This window comes from Flavobacterium anhuiense, from assembly GCF_001705175.1.
In the GTDB taxonomy this organism is placed as follows: Bacteria; Bacteroidota; Bacteroidia; order Flavobacteriales; family Flavobacteriaceae; genus Flavobacterium; species Flavobacterium anhuiense.
Window position 1 is genome coordinate 2,403,592 of the sequence record NZ_CP016907.1, and the last position, 24,459, is coordinate 2,428,050.

21 protein-coding genes are annotated in these 24,459 nt (G+C 34.5%); 11 read left to right on the forward strand and 10 right to left on the reverse strand.

The genetic code is table 11. The annotated features are described in order from the left end of the window. The first annotated feature begins 3 nt into the window (after positions 1-3). Positions 4-690, forward strand: coding sequence for a YjjG family noncanonical pyrimidine nucleotidase (locus BB050_RS10355; protein ID WP_066033519.1), 687 nt, complete (start codon positions 4-6; stop codon positions 688-690). Further along, positions 690-1,472: a hypothetical protein gene (locus tag BB050_RS21860; protein ID WP_083219825.1), complete on the forward strand. Its 783-nt coding sequence runs from the start codon at positions 690-692 to the stop codon at positions 1,470-1,472. Before BB050_RS10355 ends, BB050_RS21860 begins: the two co-directional genes overlap by 1 nt. Before the next feature lie 15 nt (positions 1,473-1,487). On the opposite strand, the gene BB050_RS10365 is transcribed toward BB050_RS21860, so the two are convergent. After that, positions 1,488-2,765, reverse strand: a complete 1,278-nt coding sequence (locus BB050_RS10365; RefSeq protein ID WP_066033521.1) for a replication-associated recombination protein A — start codon at positions 2,763-2,765, stop codon at positions 1,488-1,490. A gap of 173 nt (positions 2,766-2,938) precedes the next feature. Between BB050_RS10365 and BB050_RS10370 the strand changes: the two genes are divergently transcribed. Together BB050_RS10370 and BB050_RS10375 are read left to right on the forward strand one after the other, a co-directional pair. Then, positions 2,939-3,700 (forward strand): rhomboid family intramembrane serine protease, encoded by a 762-nt coding sequence (locus BB050_RS10370; protein ID WP_066033522.1) that lies wholly within the window; start codon positions 2,939-2,941, stop codon positions 3,698-3,700. A 65-nt stretch (positions 3,701-3,765) separates the two neighbouring features. Then, on the forward strand, positions 3,766-4,272 hold the full coding sequence (locus tag BB050_RS10375) for a hypothetical protein (protein WP_236940438.1): 507 nt from the start codon (positions 3,766-3,768) through the stop codon (positions 4,270-4,272). Between the two features lies 1 nt (position 4,273). On the opposite strand, the gene BB050_RS10380 is transcribed toward BB050_RS10375, so the two are convergent. From BB050_RS10380 to BB050_RS10420, 9 genes are all read right to left on the reverse strand, one after another. Then, on the reverse strand, positions 4,274-5,077 hold the full coding sequence (locus BB050_RS10380; protein WP_066033523.1) for a DUF2490 domain-containing protein: 804 nt from the start codon (positions 5,075-5,077) through the stop codon (positions 4,274-4,276). A 52-nt stretch (positions 5,078-5,129) separates the two neighbouring features. Then, positions 5,130-5,864 (reverse strand): 23S rRNA (guanosine(2251)-2'-O)-methyltransferase RlmB, encoded by a 735-nt coding sequence (gene rlmB, locus BB050_RS10385; RefSeq protein WP_066033524.1) that lies wholly within the window; start codon positions 5,862-5,864, stop codon positions 5,130-5,132. An 86-nt stretch (positions 5,865-5,950) separates the two neighbouring features. Beyond that, positions 5,951-6,448 (reverse strand): lipid-binding protein, encoded by a 498-nt coding sequence (locus BB050_RS10390; RefSeq protein WP_066033525.1) that lies wholly within the window; start codon positions 6,446-6,448, stop codon positions 5,951-5,953. A gap of 10 nt (positions 6,449-6,458) precedes the next feature. Then, on the reverse strand, positions 6,459-7,220 hold the full coding sequence (locus BB050_RS10395; RefSeq protein ID WP_066033526.1) for an immunoglobulin-like domain-containing protein: 762 nt from the start codon (positions 7,218-7,220) through the stop codon (positions 6,459-6,461). A 13-nt stretch (positions 7,221-7,233) separates the two neighbouring features. Then, positions 7,234-8,661, reverse strand: a complete 1,428-nt coding sequence (locus tag BB050_RS10400; RefSeq protein WP_066033527.1) for a SusD/RagB family nutrient-binding outer membrane lipoprotein — start codon at positions 8,659-8,661, stop codon at positions 7,234-7,236. Positions 8,662-8,677: 16 nt separating this feature from the next. Beyond that, complete coding sequence (locus tag BB050_RS10405; protein ID WP_066033528.1) at positions 8,678-11,863, reverse strand: SusC/RagA family TonB-linked outer membrane protein; 3,186 nt, start codon at positions 11,861-11,863, stop codon at positions 8,678-8,680. 550 nt (positions 11,864-12,413) lie between these two features. After that, positions 12,414-13,874, reverse strand: a complete 1,461-nt coding sequence (locus BB050_RS10410) for a SusD/RagB family nutrient-binding outer membrane lipoprotein (RefSeq protein ID WP_066033529.1) — start codon at positions 13,872-13,874, stop codon at positions 12,414-12,416. A gap of 11 nt (positions 13,875-13,885) precedes the next feature. After that, positions 13,886-17,164: a SusC/RagA family TonB-linked outer membrane protein gene (locus BB050_RS10415; RefSeq protein WP_066033530.1), complete on the reverse strand. Its 3,279-nt coding sequence runs from the start codon at positions 17,162-17,164 to the stop codon at positions 13,886-13,888. A gap of 87 nt (positions 17,165-17,251) precedes the next feature. Further along, positions 17,252-18,952, reverse strand: a complete 1,701-nt coding sequence (locus BB050_RS10420; protein ID WP_236940439.1) for a BamA/TamA family outer membrane protein — start codon at positions 18,950-18,952, stop codon at positions 17,252-17,254. 182 nt (positions 18,953-19,134) lie between these two features. On the opposite strand from BB050_RS10420, the gene rpsL reads away from it, so the two are divergent. The 7 genes from rpsL to rplW all read left to right on the forward strand — a co-directional run bounded on the left by rpsL (position 19,135) and on the right by rplW (position 24,453). Further along, positions 19,135-19,518 (forward strand): 30S ribosomal protein S12, encoded by a 384-nt coding sequence (gene rpsL / locus BB050_RS10425; RefSeq protein WP_007136570.1) that lies wholly within the window; start codon positions 19,135-19,137, stop codon positions 19,516-19,518. Positions 19,519-19,542: 24 nt separating this feature from the next. Continuing rightward, positions 19,543-20,019, forward strand: a complete 477-nt coding sequence (rpsG, locus tag BB050_RS10430; RefSeq protein ID WP_008464282.1) for a 30S ribosomal protein S7 — start codon at positions 19,543-19,545, stop codon at positions 20,017-20,019. Positions 20,020-20,030: 11 nt separating this feature from the next. Beyond that, positions 20,031-22,187 (forward strand): elongation factor G, encoded by a 2,157-nt coding sequence (gene fusA / locus BB050_RS10435; protein ID WP_008464283.1) that lies wholly within the window; start codon positions 20,031-20,033, stop codon positions 22,185-22,187. A gap of 10 nt (positions 22,188-22,197) precedes the next feature. After that, positions 22,198-22,503 carry a 30S ribosomal protein S10 gene (gene rpsJ / locus BB050_RS10440; protein ID WP_007803605.1) on the forward strand — a complete coding sequence of 102 codons (306 nt, stop codon included), beginning with the start codon at positions 22,198-22,200 and terminating at the stop codon, positions 22,501-22,503. 405 nt (positions 22,504-22,908) lie between these two features. After that, the gene (gene rplC, locus BB050_RS10445) at positions 22,909-23,526 is read left to right on the forward strand and encodes a 50S ribosomal protein L3 (protein WP_008464284.1); all 618 of its coding nucleotides are present in this window, start codon (positions 22,909-22,911) and stop codon (positions 23,524-23,526) included. Further along, positions 23,526-24,155, forward strand: a complete 630-nt coding sequence (gene rplD / locus BB050_RS10450) for a 50S ribosomal protein L4 (RefSeq protein WP_008464285.1) — start codon at positions 23,526-23,528, stop codon at positions 24,153-24,155. Before rplC ends, rplD begins: the two co-directional genes overlap by 1 nt. Before the next feature lie 7 nt (positions 24,156-24,162). Then, on the forward strand, positions 24,163-24,453 hold the full coding sequence (gene rplW, locus BB050_RS10455; RefSeq protein ID WP_008464286.1) for a 50S ribosomal protein L23: 291 nt from the start codon (positions 24,163-24,165) through the stop codon (positions 24,451-24,453). Positions 24,454-24,459 lie beyond the last annotated feature (6 nt).

Consider the following 24,459-nt stretch of genomic DNA (forward strand, 5'->3'; position numbering starts at 1 on the left):
TACATGAACACCAATATTACTGACATCTTTTTTGATTTAGATCATACTCTTTGGGATTTTGATAAAAACTCAGAAATGGCTTTTGATCGAATTTTTAAAAGTAAATATCAAGAAATCATTACTCAAGATTTTATTAAGGAATATATTCCCATCAATCAAGAATGTTGGAGATTGTATCAGAATGATAAAATTACGCATCAAGAGTTACGTTATAATCGTTTAAAGTATTCATTTGATGCTTTGAATTATGTGATTTCAGAAGAGAATATTTTGGAAATTGCCAACGACTATATTGAGTTTCTTACTGATAATAATTATCTTTTTGATGGAGCAATTGAAGTTTTGGAATATTTAAAGCCGAAGTATAAACTCCATATTATTACAAACGGATTTGCACATGTGCAGGAAAAGAAAATTAATAATGCATCGCTTGGAGGTTATTTTAGCACGATTACAAATTCGGAATTAGCAGGGGTTAAAAAGCCAAATAGCATTATATTTGACTATGCTTTAAATTTGGCAAAAACTTCAAAAGAAAAGAGTATAATGATTGGAGACGACTTTGAAGCTGATGTAAATGGAGCTTTAAATGCAGGTCTGGATGCTATTTTCTTTAATGAGAAAAAAGTTGATGTTTCGGGAGAATATAAACAAATTAACCATTTATTAGAACTAAAAAAATATTTATAATGATGAAGATTAAATTTTTACTCGCAGCAATTTTATGTTCAGTTGTTGGATTTGCGCAATCTATTAATGATTACAAAGCTGTAATTGTACCTTTGAGATATGATTTTATTAAAACCGATAATCAATACCGCTTGGCTACATTGAGCAAGGCAAATTTAGTTAAAGCTGGTTTTGAGGCTTTTTATTCAAATGAACAGCTTCCTGATGGTTATACTGATCGTTGTCAAGTTTTGTATATTGACGTGAAAAAAGATAATGCTTTTTTGGTAACTAAACTTTTTGTTGAATTTAAGGATTGTTACGGACAGGTGGTTTATACATCGGAGGTAGGTAAAAGTAGAGAAAAAGAATATGAAGTTGCCTATAAAGAAGCGTTAGACAATGCTTTTACATCAGTTTATGCTTTGCATTATAAATATAGCGGTAAATCTGTTGCTTCGGCTAAAGTTGCACAGAAAATTACTGCAGAAAGTTTGGCAGCAACAGCCTCTGTTGCTCCTGCGGCAGCGGCAGTAAAATTGGCAGCAACTCCGGCAGCTCCCTCGCCAGATTTAAAAGATCCAAATTTATTGTATGCTCAACCTACAGAATCAGGTTACCAATTGATTGATAAAACACCAAAAGTGGTTATGAAGCTTTTTAAAACATCGCAACCAAATGTTTATATTGCTTCCAAAGATAATGTTCAAGGTTCTTTGATTTTGAAAGAAGATGGACAATGGTATTTTGAATCTTATCAGAATGATAAATTAGTTTCAGAAAAAATTGTAGTTAAATTCTAAAATGCAAAATACGGTTTAATAACCGTATTTATCTTTCCAACGGTTCTTTAAAAATTCGCGGGTACTGTTCTCTCTAGAATTGTTTCCGGGATTGTAAAGAACCGTTTCTTTTATGGCATCTGGCAAGAATTCTTGTTCGGCAAAATTGTTGGCATAATTATGCGAATATTTATATTCATCTCCATATCCTAGTTCTTTCATTAATTTAGTAGGAGCATTTCGCAAATGAAGTGGGACTGGTAAATCGCCAGTTTGTTTTACCAATTGTTGTGCATTTCCTATTGCCATATACGAAGCATTGCTTTTTGGAGAAGTGGCCAAATAAATCGCACATTGGCTTAATATGATTCGGCTTTCTGGATATCCAATAGTGGTAACGGCTTGGAAAGTATTATTAGCCATTATTAAAGCAGTCGGATTGGCATTGCCAATATCTTCACTTGCGAGAATTAGCATTCTTCTAGCAATAAATTTTACATCTTCACCGCCTTCAATCATTCTAGCTAGCCAGTAAACGGCTCCATTTGGATCGCTGCCGCGAATAGATTTTATAAATGCAGAAATAATATCATAATGCTGTTCGCCAGTTTTGTCATAAAGAACCGTATTTTGCTGTACAAGTTCTAAAACGCGATCATTGGTTATAGTAATTTCATCACCAGCAGAAGCATTAATAACCAATTCAAAAACATTGAGAAGTTTTCTTCCGTCACCGCCTGAAATTCGAAGTAAAGCCTCTGTTTCTTTTAGATTTATCTTTTTTGTCAATAAATAGGCGTCAGTTTTCATTGCTCGCTCTAAAAGAGCTTCTAAATCGGCTTTTGTAAACGCGTTTAATATATAAACTTGACAACGTGACAATAATGCAGGAATCACTTCAAAACTCGGGTTTTCGGTTGTAGCACCAACCAAAGTTATCCAGCCTTTTTCTACAGCGGCTAAAAGTGAATCTTGCTGTGATTTACTAAATCTGTGAATCTCGTCAATAAATAGAATGGGATTTTTAGCAGTAAAAAGTCCGCCGCTTTGTTTTGCTTTATCGATAACATCGCGAATATCTTTTACACCTGAATTTATGGCACTAAGAATATAAAATGGTCTTTTTGATTCTTGAGCAATTATTTGGGCCAAAGTTGTTTTGCCTGTACCAGGAGGTCCCCAGAAAATTAACGAAGGAATTATTCCTTTTGAAATTTGCTGAGTTAAGGATCCAGTTGGTCCAACCAAGTGCTGCTGGCTGATATAATCTTCTAATTTCTGCGGACGAATACGCTCTGCTAAAGGTGCTTCCATATTACAAAATTACTGTTTTAAGATTTAAATTTCATTTATTCAAAAGTTAAAACACTTCGCGTGGAGAAGGATTGTTCCAATTTGAGACAATTTCTTATTTTGATATGACAAAATATCAGTAAATTTTTTTTGGATAGTTTTTTGAGTTCTGTTAAATATTATTTTGTAAAAATATGAGCAATACTAATTTTAAGTTTTCAAATTCGGTTGTTGGACTTCCGCTTTTTTTTGCCCTTTTTTTATGGATTGTGTATTGGCTTCAGATTCGTTTTGACTTTGATTTTTATCGATACGGAATTTACCCAAGAGACCTAATTGGTTTACGCGGTGTTTTATTTAGTCCATTTATTCATGAAAATTTAGATCATTTATATAATAATAGCATTCCACTTGTAATACTATTAGCTGCGATGCGATTTTTTTATCCAAAACAGACATTAGGTGTAATCGGTTATGGTATTTTATTTTCAGGATTGATTACTTGGCTTGTTGGGCGAGAAAATTTCCATATTGGGGCAAGTGGATTGATTTATGTTCTCGTGAGCTTTATTTTCTTTAAAGGGATTCAGACTAAATATTATAGACTCGTAGCGTTATCTCTAACCGTAATCTTGCTTTATGGTGGAATGATTTGGTATGTTTTTCCAGATGTTGATCGATCCATTTCTTGGGAAGGGCATTTGGCGGGACTTATTACAGGTTTTGTTCTCACTCTATTCTATAAAGCACCAGAATATGCAAAACCGATTGTTTACGATTGGCAGCGTCCTGATTTTGATCCCAGCAGTGATCCTTTTATGAAGCATTTTGATGAAAATGGAAATTTTGTACCCCGTTCTCATGATGAAGAAGGTTTTGAATATTTTTTTTCTAGTCATCCGGTAAATTATATTGTAATCAAAAAAGAAGAACAGGAGGAGCAAGAAGAAAGATAATGAGTAACTGTCTTTAAAATAAAAAGATTAAATTTGTTAGATAACGATTTAATCTTTTGAGCATTATGAAGAAAATGAAATTTTTGGTTTTGTTCTTGTGTTTTTTTGTTCATGCAAAAGGCAATGCTCAATGTGAAGTGAAAAATAGGGTACAGGCAGACGGAAGTATGATTTACTATTTTGAACCTGCCGTATTTTATACTACAAAGTCAAAATCGTTAAAAATTAATATTGTTACAGATAAAGAACACTATTTTGTTGCCTTACAGCCGACGCCATTTCCTGAAAAAAGAGAAGGAAAAAAAATCAAAGATGATTTAATAATTCATCTTGCAGATAGTAAAACGTACAAGTTGGCGCATTATGATACCCAATATAGACGTAACGATTCGATAATGCAGGTTCTTTATTTGATTGATGATAAAGATCTTGAAGCATTTTCTAATTATGAGGCTGTTAGTGCAGAAATCAATATGCAGGGTACTGAATTTATGCGAAGCTATAACTTTAAGCTTCATAAAAATGCAATTGTTGAACAGCTTAAATGCTTTTTAAAGAAAGAAGAAAACTAGATTACTCCTCATCTTTTGCCTCTGGAGTTTTTCTTTCTTTAAATTTCTTTTGAAGATTTCGAATAAGGTTATTGAAAGTTATAGTAAGGGATGCAGCGTTAGTGGTTTGATTTCCGTTGTTTCGTGGGAGGTATTCGTTGCAATAAGTTAATTCGACCTGAAAATCATCGGTAAATAAATAACCAGCCCCCACATTGAATCGATTCCTATCGAAGAAACTTTCACCCGTAACTTTCGCTCCAGATTTAAAGTAAATTTCATCTGAAGCAATTCCATATATTACGCCGCTTCTTAAGAACTTACTGTTAATAGGCTGTATGTATTTAATTTGTTGGCGATACCGAAAAACATTTTCATAATCATCATCTTTATTTTTCATATGACGGAATTCAGTGCGCATTCTTGTGCTTAAGGTGTATCCAGTTTTATGAAAATAATAAATTCCTTGAAGAGCAAATCGTGTTTCAGGAGATTCGAATTGGCCAATTTCGGGAACATCTCTATTATTGAAATAAGCGATAAATGCAGAAAATTTCCATCTTGGAGAAAAGTAATAATGTCCCCAGCCTCTAATAGATCTCTGGATTGTATTTTCGAATAAATTTGGTGACGATTCAGTACTGCTATAAGTTGCGGCAAAATCTATCTCAGTTGCCCATTTTTTGCTTAAAGTCTGGTTAAACTGAATTTCATTCCAAAACTGATTATACGTAGTATTTTGTCCGTAGCTGTTTGTAATCAATAAAATCACAAACAGGCATCGGAATATGATAAATTTTGATTTTGAATTAGATTTTGAAAGCATTAATTAAAGGTATTTAATTATTTCATTCGCATCTTAATCTCTAAATGTATTTTTAGGTTCTTTGTCGAACAGCTTCGTATAGGAAAGCACCACAGGCAACAGACACGTTTAAAGATCCAATCGATCCAAACATTGGCAGTTTTGCTTTTTCGTCCACTATTTTTAAAACAGAAGGATTTATTCCTCGATCTTCAGATCCCATAATTATGGCTAATGGTTCTGCTAGTGATATATCATAAATATTTTGATCAGTTTTTTCAGTCGCAGCAACTGTTTTGATTCCTGAGCCTTGCAGGTAGAATATAGCATCTTTTATATGCTCAACTTTGCAAATAGGTACATTGAATACAGCGCCTGCAGAAGTTTTAACGGTGTCGCCATTTACTGGAGCCGAACCTGCTTTTTGTACAATAATTCCGTTTACTCCAGTACATTCGGCTGTTCTAATAATTGCGCCAAAATTTCTAGCATCTGATATCTGGTCTAAGATAAGAAAAAGAGGTTTTTTACCAGACTCCATTGTAGATTCAACCAGATGTTCCAAATCAATAAATCCAATAGGAGAGATGGTTGCTACGGCACCTTGGTGATTATTTGGAGTAAGGCGGTTTAGTTTTTCTACAGGCACATAAGAGAAGTTAACGTTTGCACGTTTCATTACCTTCATTAAATCTTTCATAAGCTCGCCAGAAATGTCTTTCTGAATGAAAACTTTGTCTACTTCTTTTCCTGACTGAATTGCTTCTATGATGGCTCTAATGCCAAATATTTGATGTTCTTTTTCCATTGGACAAATATAGGTAATATGTTTATATAAAAAAACCATCCCAAATTAATGGGATGGTTTAATATTTACACTATTGAATTAAAATCCTAGTATTCGTCTTCGTAGAAACCAGTTCTCTTGTGACCTTCATAAAGGATATCATATCCAGCAGCATCATAGTCAAAATGAGCTCTAAAAGAGATTTTGTCTACCTTGTGTCCACCTTTTGAAGTTGCTGCACCTTTTTCGATTTTTCCGTCAGTAATTGTTACTTTAGAACCATCAAGGATGTTTTCAGCTGAAGTAGCATTGAAAGTTCCAGTTTTTGTGTCAACTGTAACTTTACATTTGATAACATAACCATTTTCATGATCATCAATCCACATTGTGTTATCATTTGCAGCAGTGTTGTAAGTTGAATGCAGAGCGTGTTCAGCAATAACATGTCCGTCAGAATCAGTTACATTTACGAACCAGTCTCCAGCCATAGCTTCAACAGAAGTTCCCCCTGAATCTGTATCACCAACTTCGTCGCAAGCTACAAATGAAGTAAGTACAAGCATAGCAACAAGTACACGTGTTATGTTTAATTTTAATTTTTTCATTTTAATAGTTTTAGATTTGCAATTGAGTTAATGTTGAAACAAAATTATAGTTTGTAGCAGGTGGCGCAACCCAAGCACAAGTTAGCACAACTGTCTTAGTAGCTGCATTAACAGTTAAAGCAGTAATATTTGCAACTCCTCCAAAATATTGATTTGTTAAAGGGTTTCCAGGGAAAGTAAATGTGTTGGTAGGGATGTTACCAGCAATTGTTCCTCCTCTTGTAGCAGAAGTTATACCAATATTTCTTCCTATACTATACCATCCTCCGAATGCGTCAGATACACCATAAGTACCATCAGAGTTTTTCCAGATATAAATATATTTCATATCTACAGAGCTTCCTTGTGATGCAGGTAATAATGTACCATTTCTTCTAGTTGTAGAAAGATAAACACCTTCAATACTATTTACTAAATCTCCAGTTTTGTATACAATTACTTTTCTAGTAGCGGTTGCTTTAAAACCGTCTTTGTTTGTTGCAGTATAAGTTTCAGTGTATTCATCAGGCTGATTAACATCTAATGTTTTAGCCCCTCTGAAGTTTCCGTTAAAACTTACTTCAGTTTTGATTACAGTTGTACCTTCTTTTGCTACAGCTCCTGGGTCTGTGTAAGTTCCGCCAGCTGGTACAAATACTGTACTTGCACCGTTTACTTCAATAGTAGGATATATTGTAACTTTTGATACTCCTCCTGTTGAATCAGCATCACAAGAAGTAAATAGCAAACCGCCCATTACTACCATTGTTAGTTTTATGAATATATTTTTCATTGTTTATTTTTTATTAGTTAACATCCCACCAAACTGGCTCAGTGATTGCTTTTAAAGCTGGAGCATTTGGATTTCTTGATTTCACGTTGTTTGGTAAAACAACTCTTTTTGGGAATTTACCACCTGTAACATTCTCTACAGATACAGCAAATTGTCCAGGCACATAAGCTTCATTTGATTGAGGCACATTAGAAACCCTCGGGAATCCTGTTCTGCTTTGCTCAAAGAATGATTCGTAACCGTTTCCAGGGAAACTTGCAATCCATTTTTGAGTAATAATTGCTTCAACTTGAGCGGCAGTTCCTGTTGCAGGGAATTCATATTTTCCTCCTGCTGCTAAGAATGCTGTAGCTGTTCCTCCCCATCTTGTGAATGAAGCAGTAACACCTGCGTCGTATTTCGCTTTTGCACCAGCACCTCCGTAGTATCTTGAAAGCGCTTCAGCTTGCAAGAAGTTACTTTCTTCTTTGCTAATAAAGAATACCGGAGTAGTTGGGCTTAATGTAACTAATGAAAGATTAGTTGCTGTATTTTCGAAATCTCCTTGGTTATTAGGATTTCCAGCACCATAGTACTTGCCTAAACGTGGGTCAGCATTAGTTGATAAGTAAGAGTATAAAGTTTTACTAGCTCTTAAGTTAAGAGTAGTGTTTAATTGTCTTCTGTCAGATTCATATAAAGGGTTACTTCTGTCAGCAGCATCTTCAAATTGAGTCATAGCAGCATCAACATCTAAGAATTGAGCACCAGAATTAATTAAAGTTGTAATTCCTGATTGCGCTAAAGTTGGATTAACCTCAGTTTGTCTTAGGTATAATTTCAATAATAAAGTATTACCGTATTTAGTCCAATTAGTCATGTTGCCAGCAAAAATAAAATCATCAGCAGCTGGTGCACTACCTACAGAAGAGCTTAGATCTTTAGATAAAGCTAATTTTAAATCAGCAATCATTAAGTCGTAAACTTCTTTTCCAGTATTAAATTTAGGTTGCAAAATGTTTACATTATTTGCTTCAGTGTAAGGAATTGCATCATACAAATCTGTTAAAACTTGAGATCCTTGAACTTCAAGTACAGTTGCAATTAAATAGTAATCCCAGTTTCCTTCAGCAGCAGCCTGTGCTTTTACAACTCTAATATCGTTTAAAGCGTCATACATTGCTGTATAACCTGCTTGGTAATCATTCGTTCCAATACTGTATGAGTCAACATCTTTGTATTGGTTTGAAGTATTGTTTTGTGTCCAAAATTGAGACCAAAATCCACCAATTATGGCATAGTATGATCCTTGAGCACCAGCTAGACCTGCAATACCTGCAGGAAGAATAGTACTGTTTGCTTGTCCAGGAGGCAATGCATCTGGATCTCTATTAATGTCAAATGTTTCATCACATGACACTAATAAGAAAAGAGCTGTAATTAATGTTACTATCTTTTTCATTTTTTCTATATTTTTTTTAGAATGATAATTTTAAAACTCCACCAACTGATCTTTGTGATGGGTTAGTACCGAACTCTCCAAAATCAGAAGCTACTCCAGTTCCATATGTACCCGTTTCAGGATCTGTGTAAGGATTCTCTCCTGGAGTCCACATAAACAAGTTTCTTGCGTAAACTCCTAAAGTGATTTTGTTTAATCCCATGTTTTTGCTAAGCGCAGAAGGGAAATCGTAGTTTAAATTTATCTCTCTTAATCTTACAAATGTTTTGTCAATTACGTGAGTTCTTTCAATACCTGGGTTATTAGAAGTATTGTAGAATGTTGTTACTTTATCCCAAGCAATTGGAGTAGTGTTTTCTGTATATGTTACAGCACCAGTTGTTGCATCTACGTGCTCATTAACAGAGTTTGGTACAATGAAAGGATTTCTGTCATTGTAAGTAGTCTCAATACCATTACCTACGAAGTGAGAAAGTCTCTTAGTGTATGAATAGAATTCACCTCCTTGTTTCCAATCCATAGATAATCCTAGATTGAAGTTTTTGTATTTGAAGTTGTTTTGTAATCCCATTACGAAATCACGTTGTGAATTTCCAATTTTTTGGATGTCATCACTAACTTCATACATTCCTGTCGAAGGATTTACGATATATTGGCCAGCAGCATTAGTTTTTGGTACTTGAGAAAAGAATGTTCCAAGAGGTTCTCCTTTTGCTGCAGAGTATGTAACTCCGTATGCAGAATTCACATCAATTCTATCGAATCCATCAGCTAACTTTGTAACTTCACTCATGTTTTTAGTGAAAGTGTAGGTTAAATTCCAAGTAAAGTTGTTGTTTTTAATTGGACTTGCACTAAGAGAAAGTTCGATACCTTTATTTACTAATTCAGCAGCATTGATAAATTTAGAAGTAAAACCAGTAGATGGATCTAACGGTAAAGCAACGATCAAATCAGATGTTGTTTTGTGATATAAAGCAATATCATAGCTAATTCTGTTTTTTAAGAAAGATCCCTCAGCTCCAACTTCATATTCTACAGTTGTTTCTGGTTTTAAATCAGCATTTCCTAATCTCGCAGCAGCTTCATAGAAACTAATTCCGCCAATTGGAGATGCAATAATACCAAAGTTAGCAGCTGCAGATCCAGGAACATAAGAATTCTCAGTAACATAAGCTTGTGTGTCATTTGCAATTTTAGAACCTGCACCTCTTAATTTTAAGAAAGTGTCTCCATTGTCAATTACGATTGCACCAAGAGATAATGCAGGGTAGAAATATGCATTGTTACCAATTGGTAAAGTTGATGTAACATCTTCTCTACCTGTAACTGTTAAGAAATATCTGTTTTTGAAAGCAATCTCTGCAGAAGCATAAACCGCTCCAGTTTTTCTCATAGAGTTTGATTGAGTAATTGTTGGTCTAACAGCTGAGTTAGAAAGCTCGTAATATCCTGGGATACCTAAGTTTGTAATCGTGTTGAACAATTGGTCAGATTCTCTTTTGTTGTAGTTGAAACCACCCAAAAGATTTAATGTCCAGTCTTCACTTAAATTAGTGTTGTAGTTTAAGTTAAAGAAAGTATCAAATTCGCTAAATTCTGATCTTCCCTCTGTTACTCCTCCCACAACTTTGTTAGCCCCAGCCACAGCTTGTGGAGTACCTGGTAAGTAGTTTACAATTGCGCCATAGCTTTTTTGTCTTTCAGTTCTAAAGTTACCACCAACTTGCCATGTAGCTGTTAATTTGTCAGTGATTTTATAACTTAAATTAACATTTCCAAAAATATTGTTTCCGTAGATTTTTGTGCTATTTTCGTTAATTGAGAAGTATGGATTTGTTGCATAAGGGGTAAAATAATAGTCTGGCGTATTAAAGATGTTATTTTTGTAATCTCTTAAGTCTACCACACTTATATCTCTTGGGATCTGTAATAAATCTTGTTGTAATGTAGATCCTTGTCCTGCATCATCACCTTGTCCAGTGTTAACGACACTTTGGTCTTTATAAACATAGTTTAATGCAGTTCTTAAAGTGAATTTTTTTCCTTTTAAACCGCCATTGAAACCTAAAGATTGCTTTTTGTATAAGTCTGTATCAGTAGGAACAACTCCATCACTGTTTACATTAGAAAATACTAAAGAGAAATCAGATGTATCTCCACCTCCACTTAAGTTTACAGATTGTGTAGACAATATACCAGTGTCATAGAAATCTCTAACGTTATCATTTAATCCAACATATGGCTTAATTTGCTGTGTCCCGTTGTACACAGTTCCCCATGGTCTAACCTCGCCATTAAACGCAGGTCCCCAAGATCCATTCTCATTACTGTAAGAATTTGTTCCAGAATATCCAGCTCCGTTCCATCCTTGTCCAAATTGATTTTGTAAATGTGGAACTCTAGCTACTTCACTAAATTCTGTTGAAGCTAACATATCAACTTTGATACCTGTATTTGCTTTTCCTTTTTTGGTTGTAATGATGATTACACCTCCACCAGCTCTAGATCCATATAACGCAGATGCCGCCGCTCCTTTAAGAACTGTCATGCTTTCGATGTTATTTGGGTCAAGGTCTGTAATACCGTTTCCAGCATCATAAGATCTAGTAGAAGATGTTGATCCACTGTAGCTGTTATTGATTGGTGTTCCATCAACAACATAAAGGGGACCACCTGGTTGAGTAATTGTGTTGAAACCACGAATTACAACTTTTGTAGAAGCTCCTGGTTGAGATGGAGCAGTAATATCAACCCCAGCAATTTTACCAGAAAGGGTCTCAAAAGGGTTTGTGTTAACTACTTGAGTAAGAGCTTCTGCTTTTAAAGTCGTAGTCGCGTAACCAAGAGCTTTTTTCTCTCTTTTAATACCAAAAGCAGTAACAACTACACCTTCAAGTTCTTGTGCCCCTGCATCCGCCATTTTAACGTTTACAGTAGATGAACTTGCAGCTACTTCTTGGGTTTTCATTCCAATGTAGCTAAATACCAAAATTTGGCTTGAAGAAGCTTTGATCGAAAATTTACCATCAAAGTCTGTTTGCGTTCCTGTCTTAGTTCCTTTAACTAATACACTAACACCTGGTAAAGGCATTCCTGCATTGTCAGAAACTGTTCCCGAAACAGCTCTTTCTTGCGCAAAAGAAAGTTGCGCAACTAGTACTAATAAAAGTACTAAGAATCCATTGAACTTTAGTTTCATTTTTAAATATTTTGAATTAGTCCGACAAAAATCTTAATAATTTGTTAATCTACCTAATTTAAAAAGCTTTTTTTTTAGTTAAATAATGATTTTAGGATGTGATTTTGCTGTTTTGCTGATTAAAAGTAGCTTAAAATTGCAAATCCGTAATTTTTAGTGTTAAATTTGATAATAATTAAAAATTTCGTCAAACCTACAAATGTTAAATTTATCGATTGAGGGTGTTTAAATGTTTTTTTTATAACTTTTGTCTCAATAAAAACAATGAGATTTACTGCTAAATTTTGTTAAAAAGAGCGAGAATCTTTAATACTAGTCATTAAGAGATGTATAAAGTGATTTGTGTTTGTTGTTATTTTGAATATTAAGCAAGTCTTTTGATTGTTGGAAGAATTGAAAATGTGGTTTTCTTTTTGGATGGTTTGCAACTTTTTTGTTTGAGATTCTGGCTCAAGTGGGTCAAATGTAAAATTAGGGTTAATTTAGTTTTAAAAACAATAAACGGTTACAGAATATCTGTAACCGTTTATTGTTAATTGAAAAATATAAGTTAAAATTTATCCCAAAATAATTTGGTTTCCACAGCATCACCACCAATTGCAGCGCTTGCTTCTGTATAGCTTGCTTTATTTAACGATTGCTCAATAATTGGATAAGTATATCGCATTGGAAAACCAGACACGGCATCGGGTGGGGCGATTAAAACAGGAAAATCTAATCTTCTATAGAACGACCAACCCTCAAATGAGTTATTGTAAAATGCTATCCAACTTTGTGTTCCTATTTTTTCTTTCCATGTTCCTGCGGCAGTTGAGTAAGCAACATCCGGATTTGCTAGGTAAGTCGTAGCATCAGATTGTGTTCCTCCCCAGTCTAAAATGGAAGCGGTTATTGCGGTATTATAATGTGTTTCAGCATCTGCAGGAGTTCCGTATAAAGATCTTTCCGCTGCTTCTGCTAAAAGAAATTCCGCTTCAGCATAGTCTAAAATTGTTCCTGGAAAGTCTGGAGCTTGAATTGTTGGTGTAATGTGTGTTTTTTGTGCAAATGAATTGCTAGCGCCATTTTCTCCTCCTATATATTCTATTTCTGGGGTTGATGGGTCGTCCATGTTGTTATCAAAGTATTTTGCTCTCCTTGGATCTTTTAAATTGTTCATTTTGTCTATTATTGTACTAGTTGGAACAAAATCCGAACGGCCACTCGCAACAAGATCAACATATAATGGGTTAGTATTTGGTGTAGCTGTAAGGTATTTTAGGTCAGCATTATCAAGATTTGATGTGAATACAAATGGTGCTGCACTTGATACGGTTGCTTGTGCTAATGCATTTTCGGATGGGATATCAGAAATAGTTATGCCCATCCTTAATTTTAGAGTGTTTGCAAACTTGATCCATTTTGATATATCTCCCCCATAAATCCTATCATTGTCTCCAAAGCTTTTGCCTCCAGTGTCTAATTTAGCTATTGCATTGTTTAATCTTGTGATTAAATCTTTGTAGATTGTTAGGCCGTCATCGTACTTTGGTGTTTTGTATTTAAGATTTATAGCTTGAGAATATGGAATGTTTCCGAACGTTTCAACTAATATTGCATAAGTATAAACATTTAAGACTTCTATAATTGCAAGTTTGTTTTGTTTGTCTAAAGGGTTTTCTGTTAAACCAAGTGGTGTATTAGTAATGTTTTTGGCACTTTGATCTAAATCTTTTAATACATCCTTATATAAAAATTGCCAGTGTTGTTCTGGAATCGTCCTTGTAACTAAGTCGTAGTTGCTTTCATCTGTATAAACAGTTTCAGTAAAATACTGGTTAATTAATCTAATGATGTTATTGTTGACATTTGTATTTGTCATTTGGTCTACCAAACTTTTTTGCGCACTCGTAAATAACGCTTCTCCAGGTACATTGGATGGATCTTTTACGTTGACATTTAATTTTTCTATATCATCAGAACAGGACGAGAATACTGCCGCAGTGAGTATGATTATAAATATTTTTTTCATGATTTCTAGATTTAAAATTGGAATTTAATGTTGAAGCTAACATCTCTTGTTGATGGTAGAGATCCTGTTGAGTAACCTTGTAAGTTACCAGCTCCTAATCCTGATTCAGGATCCGCATCGGGTAAATTCTTATGGATAATCCAAAGATTTGTTCCAACAATACTAAAAGTCATTCCGTTTATGAATGTGTTTTTTAATACCTTTTCTGGTAGTGAATATGCAATTGATGTCTGTCTTAGTTTTATATAACTTGCGTCATATACAAATGCCTCGTCAGGCAGACCTCTTCTGTAGCCTTGAGCTCCAAATCGGCTTGCCTCAATTCTAGTTGTGTTTACTTTGCCGTCAGGATTTACTCCTGGGTTTATAAAGCCTCCACTATCAGCTCCCGAGGTCAATGGGTTTCTGATTGGATTCCCTAATTCATTTAAATATGCGGTGTCGTCTGGCAAACCTGTTGCTAAGCCATAATAGCGATCTAATGAGAATATTTGTCCGCCTTTTTGCATGTCTATTAAAAATTCAAACGAAAAGCTTTTGTAGGTGAATTTGTTGTTTAGGCCTCCTGTATAATCGGGATTTGCATTTCCAATAGGATTGTCAGAAGTTGAAGTTTTGATATATTGGCCATTGCTTGGGTCAACAACTCGCTCTCCATTTAAATAAGTATATTTTGTACCATATATTACGCCATATGGTTGGCCCACAGCAGCATTTATTGTCACACCGCCTTGAAAAGATCCTAATTGCAGGTTGTCAATACCTTCCAATAGGTTTAAAACTTTGTTTCTATTTCTGGCAAAGTTTAAATTAACCTCCCATGAAAAATTGTCTGTTTTTATTGGCGTACCATTTAAGGTTATTTCGATCCCTTTATTTTCAATTTCTCCTGCATTAATTAATTCGTACAGGTATCCTGTAGATGCAGTAAGTCTTAATGGGATTATTTGATCAATTGAATTTGATTTGTAGTAAGAGAAATCAAATCCCAATCTCTTTTTAAAGAAAGAAAGTTCTAAACCTGCTTCGTAGCTTTTTGTGCGTTCTGGTTTTAGATTAGGGTTGTTTTTGGTGTCCTTTACAGATGCAGATGCTGCTCCAAAAGCAGTGTTGACTGCATAGGTGTCTAGAACTCTATCAAACCCAGGGCTATTTCCTACTTCTGCGTAATTAAGTCTTACTTTTCCGAAAGAAAGCCAATCTGCTTCTATAAATTTAGAGAATACAAAACTAGAAGAAACAGAAGGGTAGTAGTAGGTGCTGTTTGCTTCTGGAAGGGTTGATGAATGGTCTCTTCTGATTGTTCCCTCAAGGAATAAATAATCTTCATACCCAAAAGATGCGCTTCCGTAAATACCGTCTACTCCTATAGCTTCATCTCTTTCAATGGGAGCTAATAGAGGACTAACAGTATTTTGTAGGGAATATAATTTTGGTATGGCAAGTCCACCGTTTGTTGCTGCGAATATTGAGTTATAATAACTTCTTCGAATATTTACACCGACAACACCCTTTAGATTTAGTTTTTGCGTAATGTCTGTGTTGTAGTTTAACATAAAGTCATAGTTGTATTCACTGAAGCCTATGTTTTTTCGTGAGTAACCTGATGAAGCTGGGTTTCTATTAAGAGACCCATCGCCACCTCCAGTTCCAATACCAAAATCAACAGGGACACTTCCAATGGCTCTTCTTTCTTCTTGTAGTTCATCATATGTGTCAACAGAAATTCGGCCAAAAGCATCTAACCACTTTGCAATTTTGTAGTTTAACGAAACATTTCCGATGAATCTGCTTCTGCTGTCTGATTCGTAATTTTCGTAACGTTGAAAATATGGATTGTCCCAAAATATTGGAGTTGGATTAGTGTAGGAATTAGGGTTCCACGTTACATTCCGTCCTGTAAGTTCATAAGCTTGTCTTAGGCTTTTTATGTCAACGTTGGTTTGCCACCATTGTCTAAAATTACCAGCGATATTGTCGTTGTATCCCGTGCTGTTTCTACCAATTGTGCTTGTTTTTGTAAAGTTTCCATATCCTGCTACAGTTAATCTGTCGTTGATTAGGGTAGATGCGTTTAATGTAAAAGTGTTTCTCTTTAAGCTGCTGTTTGGTAATAAGCCAGTTTGATCAAGATTATTAGCTCCTAATCTCAAATAGCCATTGTCTAAACCCTTATCGATTGAAATTGAATTTGTAAGAGCGACTGGTTTTTGAAAAAATGTAATTGGACCATTTTTTGCGGCTACCCACGGTGTCGCTTTCATGTAATTTGGCGACTCAGGGTAAAATGCATCCCATTGATAAACTAATAAATTTGGATCAAAAGCTTGCCCATACGAAGCGTCTTCAGTTAGCGGAGTTACATTGTCTAAAATTCCGTCTCCATTTATGTCGATATGATCTAAGTACGAATCTTCATCGGGGCCATAATAAGGTCCATATCCTGCACCATATTGCTTTTGATATTTTATGAAAGTACTTTTGTCGACAGAACCAATTGTTACGCCTGAATTAACAGTAATTGAATAGCCTTTTGCTTTTTTGTTTCCTTTTTTTGTTGTTATAACAACAACACCATTAGCCGCTCTAGATCCATAAAGGGCACTGGCGGCAGAACCTTTTAGGACGTTGATAGATTCAATGTCTTCCGGGTTGATATCTGATGCGGCGCTTCCGTAGTCATAACCTGCTCCAGATTGTTCTTGGTCTCTTGTGTTTGAATTGTTGTTGCTTACTGGTACCCCATCAATTACAAATAGCGCTTGGTTGTTTCCTGTTAGAGAAGAATTTCCTCTAATAACAATGTTGGTAGAGCCTCCAAAATTTGTTGTTCTTTTTACTTGTACTCCAGAGACTTTTCCTGATATGGCATTTACGAAGTTATCGCTTTTAACCGCGGCTAGATTTTCTCCTTTAACTTCTTGAGTGGCATAACCGAGAGATTTTTTCTCTCGCGATAATCCTAAAGCTGTAACTACAACTCCTTCTAATTGTTGTGCGTCACTGGAAAGTTTAGCATTGACTTTTGTTGAGCTAGCTGGAAATTCTTGTGATTTCATTCCGATATAGCTAAAAACTAAGACTTGATTTGGTGATGCTTTGATGGAATATTTTCCATCAAAATCGGTTTGTGTTCCAGTTTTTGCTCCTTTTATTAATACGCTTACGCCTGGTAGAGGCATATTTGCATCATCGGTAACAATACCTGAAACAGTTCTTTCTTGCGCAAAGGTTAGCTGCGCCATTAGTGCTAGTAAAAACACTAAGAATCTGTTTTGTTTTGATTTCATATCGTCAAATATTTTGGATTAGTCATGTAATATTCGTAAATACTTGTTAAAAATCCTAATATTTTGTTAATGATTTTTTGTAAAATCCTAAAATTTAACATTGTAACAGATTGTAAGGATACTGTTATAAAATTTTATTTTGTCTTCATTTGTGCTACCATTAGCTATTATTATCTTTAATAACCCATTTTTTGTTAGTAGTCCTAAACTTACACCAATACTAATTAAACTGTTGAATCTTTCGCTATTTTTTATTGAAGTTCGATCTTGGTAAATTCCATAATCGAGTATGGTGTGTGCGTATAAATTTGAGCTAAGTAAATATCTGTATTCGGTAATAAATAGATTTGCAATATTTCCTTGAAGACTATTTTCTGAGAAACCTCGAATTGAATTTAATCCTCCAAATCTAAAAAGTTCGTTTGTGATGTAATTGTCACTCTTTAGATATAAGATTTGTGGGTTGATGTAAATAAAGTTTTTCTTATTTAATTCGAAATTGTAAGATAGGTTTAGATTAGCGAAAAATTGATTGGTTGTTTCTTTGATTTCGGTAGTGTTGTTTGTTGTTCTTTTTCCATAGCCAAATAACAGGTTTGCATATGATTTTCTTGGAAACACATAGTTGGAGTTGTCATTTTTTTTATGTTCTAAAGTGGTGGTGAAATATGAGTTTTTGAAATCACTGATTGTTGCGCTATTGGTGTTTTGGATATCACTTGATTCTGTTGATTGGTAGCCTGCATATACTTTAGAGTTATAGTTAAGGAAATAGCCTAGATTTATTTCTGTTTTTGTGTTTTGAAATGTGCTATCCTGTTTAAAAATATTTAGTTGGGCTTTTATTCCTAACGGGCTTTTGAAAATGTATGGGATTTCCAGTTTTGTATTAAATGTCGTTTGTTTATTGCCGTCGCTTTTCCAGTATAATGAAAATTGCTCTCCTGCGTGGAGTATGTTAATTAAGGAAATGTCTAAATAGCCATTAAGGCGTATTTTTTTACTGTCGTCGTTTGAAAATCCAACATAGCCATCAAAAGTATTTGCTTTTCTTTTTTCAATATAAGTGTAGACTTTTGTCGAGTCTTTGGTGAATAAAATTTCGGGGTATTTAGTTTGAGAAACAAATTCAAAACTGTTTATATCTTCATAAAGTCTTTTTACAGTTTCTTGGTTGAATATTCTGTTGGTGTATTTTTTATTTAATTGTTTTAATGCTCCTTTTGGGAAGTAGTCTTTTAAAGAGAGATCTGTGTAATTTACAATAATGGAATTTAGTGTTCTTTTTTTTTCGGAATTAAGATTTAAGTCAGCGTAAATTATGGAATTCTTTTTTTTGATATTTGCTAGATTGATTTTGGAAAATGCAAAACCTGCTTTTTCATTGTTTGAAATTTCTTTATTAAGGAAGTTTTCAAGCTCTGTAAAAGGGATAATTATGCTGTCTTTTGTGTTTTTCTTATATTCATTAAAAAAACTATTTATACCTATATATACATGTACTTCTTTGATTTTGGTTTTTAAGTCTATAAATGCTGTATAAGTGCTGTCATTTATCTTTTTGGTTTCTAATATTTTAGAATCTATATAGCCTTGTTTTGAGAGTTTGTTTGTTACTGAAAAAAGTTCGTCATTTAATGATTTTATGTTTACGTGTTTTTTTGCATATGGAATAGAATCGATTGTTAGGCTTTGTTTTTTGTTAATTCCATTTATATTCAAATAAAATGACTGTGCGAAACAATTTACGGATAATAGTAAAATGAGTATGTAATATAATTGTTTCAAATGCAATTGTTTTGTTAGTTAAATGTAAAGCAAATATCTAATGTTTCTTTGTTAAATCATAGATATAAATAATGTTGTTGAAAATTAATGATTTAACGTTTGTATAGTGAAAATTATTTTATACATTTGCAACCCCGTAAAAAGCGGGAATTTAATAAACATAATAATTTTTAGTATTAATTATGCCAACAATTCAACAATTAGTAAGAACAGGAAGAACTCAGATCACTAAGAAGAGTAAATCGGTTGCTTTAGATTCTTGTCCTCAAAGAAGAGGGGTTTGTACGCGTGTTTACACTACTACACCAAAAAAACCAAACTCTGCAATGCGTAAAGTTGCGCGTGTGCGTTTGACAAATGGTAATGAGGTGAATGCTTACATCCCAGGAGAAGGACATAATCTACAAGAGCACTCGATAGTATTAGTGCGAGGTGGAAGGGTAAAAGATTTACCAGGTGTTAGATATCACATCGTTCGTGGAGCGCTTGATACGTCAGGTGTTGCAGGAAGAACGCAAAGAAGATCTAAGTACGGTGCTAAACGCCCAAAAGAAGCAAAAAAGTAATTTAAAAACTTTTAAGAAAAAGACATGAGAAAAAGAGCGGCAAAGAAAAGACCACTTTTACCGGATCCAAGGTTTAATGACCAATTAGTAACACGTTTTGTGAATAACTTAATGTGGGATGGTAAGAAATCTACAGCTTTTAAAGTATTTTATGATGCTATTGATATCATTGAAACTAAAAAGCAAAATGATGAGAAAACTTCATTAGAGATCTGGAAAGATGCTTTAACTAACGTTATGCCTCACGTAGAAGTACGTAGCCGTAGAGTTGGTGGAGCTACATTCCAAATTCCAATGCAGATTCGTCCAGATAGAAAAATTTCTATGGCAATGAAGTGGTTAATACTTTATTCAAGAAGAAGAAATGAAAAATCTATGGCGCAACGTTTAGCTGCTGAGTGTTTAGCTGCTGCTAAAGAAGAAGGTGCTGCGGTTAAGAAAAGAATGGATACTCACAAAATGGCAGAAGCTAATAAAGCATTCTCTCACTTTAGATTTTAATTCGTAAAGAAATGGCTAGAGATTTAAAATATACAAGAAATATCGGGATCGCTGCTCACATTGATGCTGGTAAAACTACAACAACTGAGCGTATTCTTTTTTATACTGGAAAATCACACAAAATTGGTGAGGTTCACGATGGTGCTGCAACAATGGACTGGATGGCGCAAGAGCAAGAAAGAGGTATTACAATTACTTCTGCTGCTACAACTTGTACTTGGAACTTTCCAACTGAGCAAGGTAAAGTTTTGCCAGAATCAAAAGCGTACCACTTTAATATTATTGATACTCCTGGACACGTTGACTTTACTGTAGAGGTTAACCGTTCTTTACGTGTATTAGACGGTTTAGTGTTCTTATTTAGTGCTGTTGATGGTGTTGAGCCTCAATCAGAAACTAACTGGAGACTTGCTGATCAGTATAGAGTTCCTCGTATGGGATTCGTGAACAAAATGGACCGTCAAGGTGCGAACTTTTTAAATGTATGCGGACAGGTTAAGGACATGTTGAAATCGAATGCGGTTGCAATTACTTTGCCTATTGGAGATGAAGCTGATTTTAAAGGTATTGTTGACTTGGTTAAAAATCAGGCTATCGTATGGCATGATGAAACTCAAGGAGCTACTTTTGATATTGTTGACATTCCTGCTGATATGGTTGATGATGTAAAGCACTATCGTTCTATCCTTATCGAAGAGATTGCTACTTATGATGAAAATCTTTTAGATAAGTACATGGAGGATGAAAACTCTATTACGGAGGAGGAAATCAACAATGCATTAAGAGCGGCTACTATTGATATGGCGATCATTCCTATGCTTGCTGGTTCTTCTTTCAAAAACAAAGGGGTTCAATTCATGTTAGATGCAGTTTGTAAATATTTACCATCTCCTTTAGATAAAGAAGGTATTGAGGGAATTCATCCTGATGATGCTGATTTATTGGAAGAAGATCAAACTAAAATCTTGCGTAAGCCAGATGTAAAAGAGCCGTTTGCTGCTTTAGCATTTAAAATTGCTACTGATCCATTCGTAGGTCGTTTAGCTTTCTTCCGTGCGTATTCTGGACGTTTAGATGCAGGTTCTTATGTTTTAAATACTCGTTCTGGTAATAAAGAAAGAATTTCTCGTATTTACCAAATGCATGCTAACAAACAAAATCCAATCGAATTTATTGAGGCTGGAGATATTGGAGCTGCTGTAGGATTTAAAGATATTAAAACTGGAGATACTTTATCTGATGAAAAGCATCCAATTATCTTGGAATCTATGAAATTCCCAGATCCTGTAATTGGTATCGCTATCGAACCAAAAACTAAAGCTGACGTTGATAAAATGGGTATGGCTTTAGCTAAATTGGCTGAAGAAGATCCAACGTTTACGGTTAGAACTGACGAGGCTTCTGGTCAAACTATTATTTCAGGTATGGGTGAGCTTCACTTAGATATCTTAGTTGACCGTATGAAACGTGAATTTAAAGTAGAGGTTAATCAAGGTGAGCCACAAGTAGAGTATAAAGAGGCGTTTACAAGATCTGCTCAACACAGAGAAACTTACAAAAAACAATCTGGAGGTCGTGGTAAATTCGGTGATATCGTATTTAGAATCGAGCCTGCTGATGAAGTTGATGGAAAAGTACCTGTTGGATTACAGTTTGTGAATGAAGTAAAAGGAGGTAACGTTCCTAAAGAGTATATTCCTGCAGTTGAAAAAGGTTTCCGTGAAGCTATGAAAACTGGACCTTTAGCTGGATATGCTGTTGATAGTTTAAAAGTGACTTTATTAGATGGATCTTTCCACCCTGTGGATTCTGATGCTCTTTCTTTTGAGTTAGCTGCAAGAATGGGTTATAAAGAGTCTGGTAAAGCTGCTGGAGCTGTTATCTTAGAGCCTATCATGAAAATCGAAGTTATCACTCCAGAAGAAAACATGGGTGATATCGTAGGTGACTTGAACCGTCGTAGAGGTCAAGTTAATGATATGGGTGATAGAAACGGAGCGAAAACTATTAAGGCAGATGTGCCGTTAGCTGAGATGTTTGGTTATGTTACAACATTAAGAACATTATCATCTGGTAGAGCGACATCTACAATGGAGTTTTCTCATTATGCAGAAACACCTTCTAATATTTCAGAAGAGGTAATCAAAAAAGCAAAAGGTAACGCTTAATTTTAAGAAAATGAGTCAAAAAATCAGAATAAAACTAAAATCTTACGATCATATGTTAGTGGATAAATCTGCTGAAAAGATCGTGAAAACAGTAAAAACTACTGGGGCAGTTGTAACAGGTCCAATTCCGTTGCCAACTCACAAAAAACTTTTCACTGTATTGCGTTCTCCGCACGTTAACAAAAAAGCGAGAGAGCAATTTGAAGTAATGTCATACAAGAGATTGATTGATATTTATTCATCTTCATCTAAAACTATTGATGCTTTAATGAAACTTGAATTGCCAAGTGGAGTTGAAGTTGAGATTAAAGTATAATTTTTTTTATATTTTTTTATATAAAAAGCGAGACATTTTTTGTCTCGCTTTTTTTTGTTTTTAAAAGTTGTTTTTAATTTGAAAAAGAATAAAATTAAATATTTTTTTAATGTTCTAAATATTCTAAATCCCTTTGTTTTAGGGTAGTGCGAGTTTTTTTAGTTGTGATTTTATTGTTTAATTTTTAAATGGAAAATGTTATTGCTATAAAAAGAAGTGCTTGAATTTTGGTGTTGATGAAGTTTGTTTTCTTGTTGTTTTAGTGCTTGGATTTTGATAATGAGCGATTTAATTTTTGTAACTGTTTGGTTTATTCAATTTTAATATCTACTTTTGCACTCCCTGTTTGGAAATTTCTGTTATTTTCAAATTGAAGGGAATTTTAGTAATTAATAATTAATATTTATGTCTGGGTTAATTGGTAAGAAAATCGGCATGACTAGTATCTTCGACGAAAACGGGAAAAATATTCCTTGTACAGTAATCGAAGCTGGGCCATGCGTTGTTACCCAAGTCAGAACCAATGAGGTTGACGGGTATGAAGCGTTACAACTTGGTTTCGATGACAAAAACGAGAAACATTCTACTAAAGCGGCTTTAGGTCACTTTAAAAAAGCTGGAACTGTTGCTAAGAAAAAAGTCGTTGAATTCCAAGATTTTGCAACTGAACAAAAATTAGGAGATCTTATTGATGTTACTATTTTTGAAGAAGGAGAATTTGTAGATGTACAAGGTGTCTCAAAAGGTAAAGGTTTCCAAGGTGTTGTTAAACGTCACGGTTTTGGTGGGGTTGGACAAGCTACTCATGGTCAGCACAACCGTTTAAGAGCGCCAGGTTCTGTAGGAGCTTCTTCTTATCCATCTAGAGTATTCAAAGGAATGCGTATGGCTGGAAGAATGGGAGGAGAAAATGTAAAAGTTCAAAACCTTAGAGTTTTAAAAGTAGTTGCTGAGAAGAATCTACTTGTTGTTAAAGGATGTGTTCCTGGACACAAAAACTCTTATGTAATCATTCAGAAGTAATGGAAGTAAAAGTATTAGATTTCAACGGAAAAGATACTGGAAGAAAAGTTCAACTTTCTGATTCAGTATTCGCAATTGAACCAAACAATCACGCAGTATATCTTGATGTTAAGCAATATCTTGCTAATCAGAGACAGGGTACTCACAAGGCTAAAGAAAGAGCTGAAGTAACAGGAAGTACGCGTAAGATTAAAAAACAAAAAGGAACTGGTACTGCTCGTGCAGGAAGTGTTAAGAGTCCTTTGTTTAAAGGTGGTGGAACAGTTTTCGGACCAAGACCAAGAAGTTATTCATTCAAATTGAATAAAGGTTTGAAAAGATTGGCTAGAAAATCTGCTTTCTCAATCAAAGCAAAAGAGTCAAATATCGTAGTTGTAGAAGATTTTAATTTCGAAGCGCCAAACACTAAAAATTTCATTAACGTTTTGAAAGCTTTAGGGTTAGAGAATAAAAAATCTTTATTTGTGTTGGGTGAGTCAAATAAAAACGTATATTTGTCGTCACGTAATTTAAAGGCTTCAAATGTCGTAACTAGCTCAGAATTAAGCACTTACGCAATATTAAACGCTAATAATTTAGTGCTTTTGGAAGGTTCTTTAGAGTTAATTGAAGAAAATTTAAGTAAATAATAGGAATATGAGCATCATAATTAGACCTATAGTAACGGAAAAAGTAACCAAAGAAAGTGAAGTTCTAAACCGCTTCGGATTCGTTGTTAACAAAAAAGCAAACAAAGTTGAGATTAAGAAAGCTGTAGAGGCTGCTTATGGAGTGACTATCGTTTCTGTTAACACAATGAATGTGAGACCAGATAGATCTACTAAATACACTAAAAGTGGTTTAATCAGTGGAAAGACAAATGCATACAAAAAAGCAATTGTTCAAGTACAAGAAGGAGAAACAATTGATTTTTACAACAATATCTAAGATAGA

What these genes read in the sequence shown, in the direction of transcription:
- rpsL (WP_007136570.1), top strand. Translation starts at nt 19,135, where the DNA reads ATGCCAACAATTCAACAATTAGTAAGAACAGGAAGAACTCAGATCACT.
- BB050_RS10355 (WP_066033519.1), top strand. Translation starts at nt 4, where the DNA reads ATGAACACCAATATTACTGACATCTTTTTTGATTTAGATCATACTCTT.
- BB050_RS10410 (WP_066033529.1), bottom strand. Translation starts at nt 13,874, where the DNA reads ATGAAAAAAATATTTATAATCATACTCACTGCGGCAGTATTCTCGTCC.
- rplW (WP_008464286.1), top strand. Translation starts at nt 24,163, where the DNA reads ATGAGCATCATAATTAGACCTATAGTAACGGAAAAAGTAACCAAAGAA.
- rpsJ (WP_007803605.1), top strand. Translation starts at nt 22,198, where the DNA reads ATGAGTCAAAAAATCAGAATAAAACTAAAATCTTACGATCATATGTTA.
- BB050_RS10405 (WP_066033528.1), bottom strand. Translation starts at nt 11,863, where the DNA reads ATGAAACTAAAGTTCAATGGATTCTTAGTACTTTTATTAGTACTAGTT.
- rpsG (WP_008464282.1), top strand. Translation starts at nt 19,543, where the DNA reads ATGAGAAAAAGAGCGGCAAAGAAAAGACCACTTTTACCGGATCCAAGG.
- BB050_RS21860 (WP_083219825.1), top strand. Translation starts at nt 690, where the DNA reads ATGATGAAGATTAAATTTTTACTCGCAGCAATTTTATGTTCAGTTGTT.
- BB050_RS10395 (WP_066033526.1), bottom strand. Translation starts at nt 7,220, where the DNA reads ATGAAAAATATATTCATAAAACTAACAATGGTAGTAATGGGCGGTTTG.
- BB050_RS10370 (WP_066033522.1), top strand. Translation starts at nt 2,939, where the DNA reads ATGAGCAATACTAATTTTAAGTTTTCAAATTCGGTTGTTGGACTTCCG.
- rplD (WP_008464285.1), top strand. Translation starts at nt 23,526, where the DNA reads ATGGAAGTAAAAGTATTAGATTTCAACGGAAAAGATACTGGAAGAAAA.
- BB050_RS10375 (WP_236940438.1), top strand. Translation starts at nt 3,766, where the DNA reads ATGAAGAAAATGAAATTTTTGGTTTTGTTCTTGTGTTTTTTTGTTCAT.
- BB050_RS10415 (WP_066033530.1), bottom strand. Translation starts at nt 17,164, where the DNA reads ATGAAATCAAAACAAAACAGATTCTTAGTGTTTTTACTAGCACTAATG.
- BB050_RS10390 (WP_066033525.1), bottom strand. Translation starts at nt 6,448, where the DNA reads ATGAAAAAATTAAAATTAAACATAACACGTGTACTTGTTGCTATGCTT.
- BB050_RS10380 (WP_066033523.1), bottom strand. Translation starts at nt 5,077, where the DNA reads ATGCTTTCAAAATCTAATTCAAAATCAAAATTTATCATATTCCGATGC.
- fusA (WP_008464283.1), top strand. Translation starts at nt 20,031, where the DNA reads ATGGCTAGAGATTTAAAATATACAAGAAATATCGGGATCGCTGCTCAC.
- rlmB (WP_066033524.1), bottom strand. Translation starts at nt 5,864, where the DNA reads ATGGAAAAAGAACATCAAATATTTGGCATTAGAGCCATCATAGAAGCA.
- BB050_RS10400 (WP_066033527.1), bottom strand. Translation starts at nt 8,661, where the DNA reads ATGAAAAAGATAGTAACATTAATTACAGCTCTTTTCTTATTAGTGTCA.
- BB050_RS10365 (WP_066033521.1), bottom strand. Translation starts at nt 2,765, where the DNA reads ATGGAAGCACCTTTAGCAGAGCGTATTCGTCCGCAGAAATTAGAAGAT.
- rplC (WP_008464284.1), top strand. Translation starts at nt 22,909, where the DNA reads ATGTCTGGGTTAATTGGTAAGAAAATCGGCATGACTAGTATCTTCGAC.